Origin of the sequence: Bacillus sp. AF62 (assembly GCF_050312695.1) — a bacterium.
Taxonomy (GTDB): domain Bacteria; phylum Bacillota; class Bacilli; order Bacillales; family Bacillaceae_G; genus Bacillus_A; species Bacillus_A cereus.
Genome location: NZ_JBNPJZ010000263.1, coordinates 1 through 373, shown reverse-complemented (window position 1 = coordinate 373; position 373 = coordinate 1). Strand labels below are relative to the sequence as shown.

Here is a 373-nt window from a genome sequence, read left to right as displayed (position 1 = left end):
TATCAGATGCAGAATTCGAAGTGTATAAAGATGGTAAAAAAGTAGATACGTTACGAACAGATAAAACTGGTAAAGTAGTTTCTCAGAAATTAGAACCAGGAACATACACATTAAAAGAAACAAAAGCACCACAAGGATATAAATTGCTAAAAGAAGAAATTGAAGTCGTTGTGGAAGCAAACAAAGTAGTAGAAGTACAAATAGAAAACGCAAAAGAACTAGGAAGCTTACAAGTAACCAAAAAGGATGCAGAGAGTGGAAAAGTTCTAGCAGGTGCAGAATTTAAACTAAAAAATGAAGCTGGTCAAGTAGTTGGAGAAGCGAAAACAACGAATAAAGACGGCGTTGTGAAATTCGAAAGCTTAGTGCCAGG

At 35.4% G+C, this 373-nt stretch carries 1 protein-coding gene; it reads left to right on the top strand.

Translation table 11 applies throughout. The annotated features are described in order from the left end of the window. On the top strand, positions 1–373 hold a 373-nt coding region (locus ACQRBL_RS32650), incomplete at both ends, for an MSCRAMM family protein (protein ID WP_427736466.1).